Origin of the sequence: Mesorhizobium sp. M7A.F.Ca.CA.004.06.1.1 (genome assembly GCF_003999135.1) — a bacterium.
Taxonomy (GTDB): domain Bacteria; phylum Pseudomonadota; class Alphaproteobacteria; order Rhizobiales; family Rhizobiaceae; genus Mesorhizobium.
The window spans coordinates 1-4,294 of the sequence record NZ_RZPQ01000515.1 but is presented as its reverse complement, the minus strand read 5'-3'; the positions used below and the strand labels follow the sequence as shown (position 1 = coordinate 4,294).

5 protein-coding genes are annotated in these 4,294 nt (G+C 64.6%); 1 reads left to right on the top strand and 4 read right to left on the bottom strand.

Annotated elements, in window-relative coordinates:
- Positions 1-909: arginase family protein (locus EN906_RS24670; protein ID WP_206529161.1), on the top strand; the 909-nt coding region annotated here is incomplete at its 5' end.
- Here the strand turns inward: EN906_RS24670 and EN906_RS24665 are convergent.
- From EN906_RS24665 to EN906_RS24650, 4 genes are all read right to left on the bottom strand, one after another.
- Entirely contained in the window at positions 910-2,286 is a 1,377-nt protein-coding gene (locus EN906_RS24665; RefSeq protein WP_127271724.1) for an FGGY-family carbohydrate kinase, read from the bottom strand. It lies immediately after the preceding gene.
- A complete protein-coding gene (rhaM, locus tag EN906_RS24660; RefSeq protein WP_127269350.1) occupies positions 2,283-2,600 on the bottom strand; it encodes an L-rhamnose mutarotase in 318 nt (105 codons plus the stop codon). The genes EN906_RS24665 and rhaM overlap by 4 nt, the downstream gene beginning before the upstream one ends.
- Complete coding sequence (locus EN906_RS24655) at positions 2,600-3,595, bottom strand: ABC transporter permease (RefSeq protein WP_127269351.1); 996 nt, start codon at positions 3,593-3,595, stop codon at positions 2,600-2,602. Before EN906_RS24655 ends, rhaM begins: the two co-directional genes overlap by 1 nt.
- The coding region (locus tag EN906_RS24650) for an ABC transporter permease (RefSeq protein WP_164777330.1) at positions 3,592-4,294 on the bottom strand (703 nt) is incomplete at its 5' end. The genes EN906_RS24650 and EN906_RS24655, both read right to left, overlap by 4 nt.

Genomic DNA, 4,294 nt, shown 5'->3' with positions numbered 1-4,294 from the left:
AGGGTGCTCGGCGCCTCCAGCGATCATCTGCTTTTGGATGTCGCCGATGCCGACCCGAGGCCCTCCGTCGGCGACCGCGTCGCCTTCCGCATGAGCTATGGCGCCATGCTTTTGGCGATGACCTCGGAATATGTCGAGAAGGCCCCGATGCACGACGTCGAGGATTTTTCCGGCCGCAAGATGGTGCAGATCACGGCCGGGCAGGGAGCTGCCGGCATCCTGGCCCGGGAAAGCACCGGCGCCCGGCTGGAAGCGATGAACTTCGACGTGGTGGAACTCGCCGATGTCGAGCGGCCGCCATCGGGGCTGGTCCGGCTGATTGCCGGCGTCGATCGTCGCATCGCCCACAAGGCGCTGACCGCGACGGCTCGCGCGACGCATTCTTTCGGCCTGATCTGGATCGATTCCATCGCCGCCCTGATGCCAGAGGACGAGGAGGGCATCGACCTGCCGGAATGTTCGGTCCTGGCGCGATCGCTCGGGCTCGATCACAAGGCCGGCGCGCTGCAGCCGCAGCTGTCGCCGGAAAATGTCGTCATCGTCGGCCTGCGCCACGCCGATCCGGCCGAGGCGCGGGTGCTGAAGGATTCGCGCGTGTCGGCCTTCACCATGACCGACATCGACGCCATGGGCATGCGCGACCTGATGCACGAAGCGATCCGCATCGCCACCTCAGGCACGCAAGGCTTTCATGTCAGCTATTCGCCGACCGCAACCGAATTCGCCGGCTGGGCTGCGGGCTCCGGCGGGCTGACCGTGCGCGAAACGCACCAGGCGATGGAGGCGATCGCGCTCTCCGGTGGCTTGCTGTCGATGGATGTCTCGGGCCTGACGGCGGATCTGGAGCCGCGGATCGGCACCGACGCGGTCAACTTCGTCATGTCGGCTTTCGGCAAACGGATTCTCTGATCAGCCCTGCACGTCCACTGCCGAGCGCCATGCGCTGACATAGTCGACCCAGGCCGGGTCTACAGGCGGTTCTATTCTTTCGCCCTTGCCGTGCGTCGCCGGCTGATCGGATGCCAGCAGCGCCGCGCCGATGCTGGTGCCGGTGGCGGCCTCGGACCCAACCACGGCGCGCGCCGTGGCTGCCGCCAGCATGCCGACAAAGAGCCGGTTGCGGGCAAAGGGGCCTTCGACCGTGGTCGGGCCGTCCGCGCCGATCAGTTCGAGGCAGGTTGCCGTCATCAATGCCAGGTAGAACGAGATGGCGGCAAAGCGCTGGCCGCTGTTCAGGCCGTCGGCGTTGACCCATGCCGCGGCATGGTGCGGGAATGGCCCCGAGCCTTGCTGGGTCGACGGCAGCAGCAGCATTTTTCGCGCCAGCACGGCGCCGACATCATTCTCGGTCCACTGCTCCGGCTGATCCTTTGTCAGCCCGGAAAACTCGCGGCCGCCCATGAAGCGCGCCGAGGGAACGGGATCGCCGATTGCGTTGACATTGACCAGCGTGTCGCGCGCGGCATCCAGCGCAATCTGTTTGCCGCCGACCGCCATCGACACCACCCAGGTGCCGGTCGAGACGACGGAGAAAGGCGGTTTGTCGGAGAGAAGATGCGGCAGAAGCGAGGCGTTGGAATCATGCAGGCCGCAGAACACCGGCGTTTGCGGATCGAGTCCGGTTCGCATCGCAACGATGGGCAGGATCGGGCCGAGGCGGTCGCTGGCCGGCCGCACCGGCGCCATCAGCCCGCGCCATTCCAGCCTGTCGACCAACGATGAGAAATCCGCCGTCCACGGGTTCCACAGGTCGGTGTGGCAGCCGAGCGAGGTGACCTCGTTGGCGGCGATGCCGGTCAGGCGCAACGCCCAGTATTGTGGGTACATCAGCATCGCGGCGGCCCTGGCGAATTCCGCCGGGAAGCTCTTCTGCTGCCAGAAGAATTGAGCACCAAGATTGAGGCCGAGCGGCAGGCGCGGCGTGCCGGTCTCGGAGAAGGGCGGGCGGATCGCGTCATAACCCTCGGCCAGCCCGTCGGGGCCGTCGAACTCATAGTCGAGCACCGGTAGCACCAGTTCACCCGCCGCGTCGACCAGCACGCCGGTCGCGCCATGGGTGCTGATCGAAATGGCGTCGATGCGCTGTTCGCGATTGAGACCGGCAAGGCTTTCGAGGATGAATGCCCACAGGGCCTCGACATCGTGGTGCGGGTAAGGCGCCTGTCGCACCGGCGCATTGGACATGCGGCGCAGCGCCACCTCGCTCAACGTAGCGAGGTCGACCAGCGCCACCTTGGCGTTGGTCTTGCCGATGTCGATAACGGCGATGTGGCGCATCGCACTCATGCCATGTGGAACACGGTTTCCAACGGCACGGCCACCGGCTCGTTGTCCTGCCTGGTTTCCATGATGTCGGCCATTTCAGCCCACCAGCGCTGCATCACCGGATATCCGGGCAATTCGTCCATGCCGTGGTCGTCACGCCGCCACAGAACACCGAACAGGATATTGGTCTCCTCGTCGAGATGGATGGAATAATCGGAGACGCCGGCCTGCTTCAGCAGTGACACCAGCGACGGCCAGATCTCATCGTGACGCTGCTTGTACTCGGCCTTCATGCCGGGCTTCAGCTTCATCTTGAATGCATATTTCTCGGCCATCAACGCCCTCCGCGGAGTCGCCGCCAGACGATCGGCAGGGCAATGACGATAATCAGCAGCAGGCCAATGAAGATCGACATGACGATGCCGGGCACGTTGAGCAGGCCAAGCCCGAAGGTCACCAGCCCCATGATGAAGGCCGCGAGCACGACCCCAACAATGCTGCCGGCGCCACCGAGGATACTGACGCCGCCGAGCACCACCATGGTGATGACTTCCAGCTCGTAGCCCTGCGCGATCGATGGCCGCGTCGAACCGAGCCGCGAGGTGATCAGCACCGAGGCGATGCCCGACATCAGCCCGGTCAGGCAAAACAGGAGGAACTTGGTGCGGCCGACGCGCACGCCGGAAAACTGCGCAGCTATCGGATTGTTGCCGATGGCGAAGACGCGTCGGCCAAAACTCGTACGGTGCAGCAGGAACCAGTAGACGACGGCCGCGATCAGGAAGAGCACCAGTTCGAACGACACCACCCACCAGACATAGCCCTGGCCGAAGAAGGCGAAGCTTGCGGGATAACCCTTGTAGGCCTGGTCGCCGAGGATGATGAAGGCGATGCCGCGAAACAGGCTCATCGTGCCGATGGTGACGACGATCGAGGGCAGACCGAGCCTTGTCACCAGCAGACCGTTGAAGGCGCCGCAGCCGAGCCCGACGACGATGCCGATCGCTACCAGCACCGGCATGCCGGCGCCGGCCTGCACCGCCATGCCCATCATCGTCGACGCCAGCGCAATGATGGCGGCCACCGACAGATCGATCTCGCCCGAGATGATCAGCAGCGCCATGGCGAAGGCGATCAGGCCTTTCTCGGTGAAATTGAAGGTCAGATCGGACAGCGAATACGGGTCGAGGAAATAGGGCGAGGCGAAGCTGTTGATGGCGAAGATGGCGACGGCCACCACGACCAGCAGCGCTTCCCAGGAAAAGATCGCCGAACGAAGCGGCTTGTCGAGCCGGTCGGGAATGTGGCGCGGAGCAGGGATGTCGGTCACGCCTCCACCTTTCTGAGGATGATGCGGCCTTGCTGGCGTTCGCCGCGCGCGTTGAGCACGACGGCCAGGATGATGGCGCTGCCAGAAATCGCCATCTGCCAGAAGGGCGAGATGTTGATGACCGGCAGCGCGTTGGAGATGATGCCCAGGAACAGTGCGCCGAGCACCGCGCCGCCGACCGAGCCGATGCCGCCGGCGATCGAGATGCCGCCGATGACGCAGGCGGCGATGATGTTGAGCTCATAGCCATTGGCGACCTCGACCGACGCGATCACATAGCGCGAGATCCAGAGATAGCCTGACAGGCCGCCGATCATGCCGGAGATGCAGAAGACGATGAACTTGGTGCGGCCGACATCGATGCCGGCATAGACGGAAGCCGTCGGGTTTACGCCGATGGCATAGATCGAGCGGCCGAGCGCGGTGCGCGTCATCAGGACGAAGAACAGCGCAATGACCAGGATGGCGATCCACGACAGCACCGGAATGCCGAGGAAGGCGGCGCGCTGAAAGCCGATGAAGTCCGGGCTCATTTTGTCGGCATTGACCCAGGCGCCACCGGACAGGACGAAGGTCGCGCCACGATAGATGGTCAGCGTGCCCAATGTCACCACGATCGAGGGAATGTTCAGCCGCCAGACCAGCAGGCCGTTGATGGCGCCGAGCACCAGACCGACGGCCAGCGCAATGACGATCAGC

Coding starts and splice junctions, on each gene's coding strand:
- EN906_RS24665 (WP_127271724.1), bottom strand. CDS start 2,286: ATGAGTGCGATGCGCCACATCGCCGTTATCGACATCGGCAAGACCAAC.
- rhaM (WP_127269350.1), bottom strand. CDS start 2,600: ATGGCCGAGAAATATGCATTCAAGATGAAGCTGAAGCCCGGCATGAAG.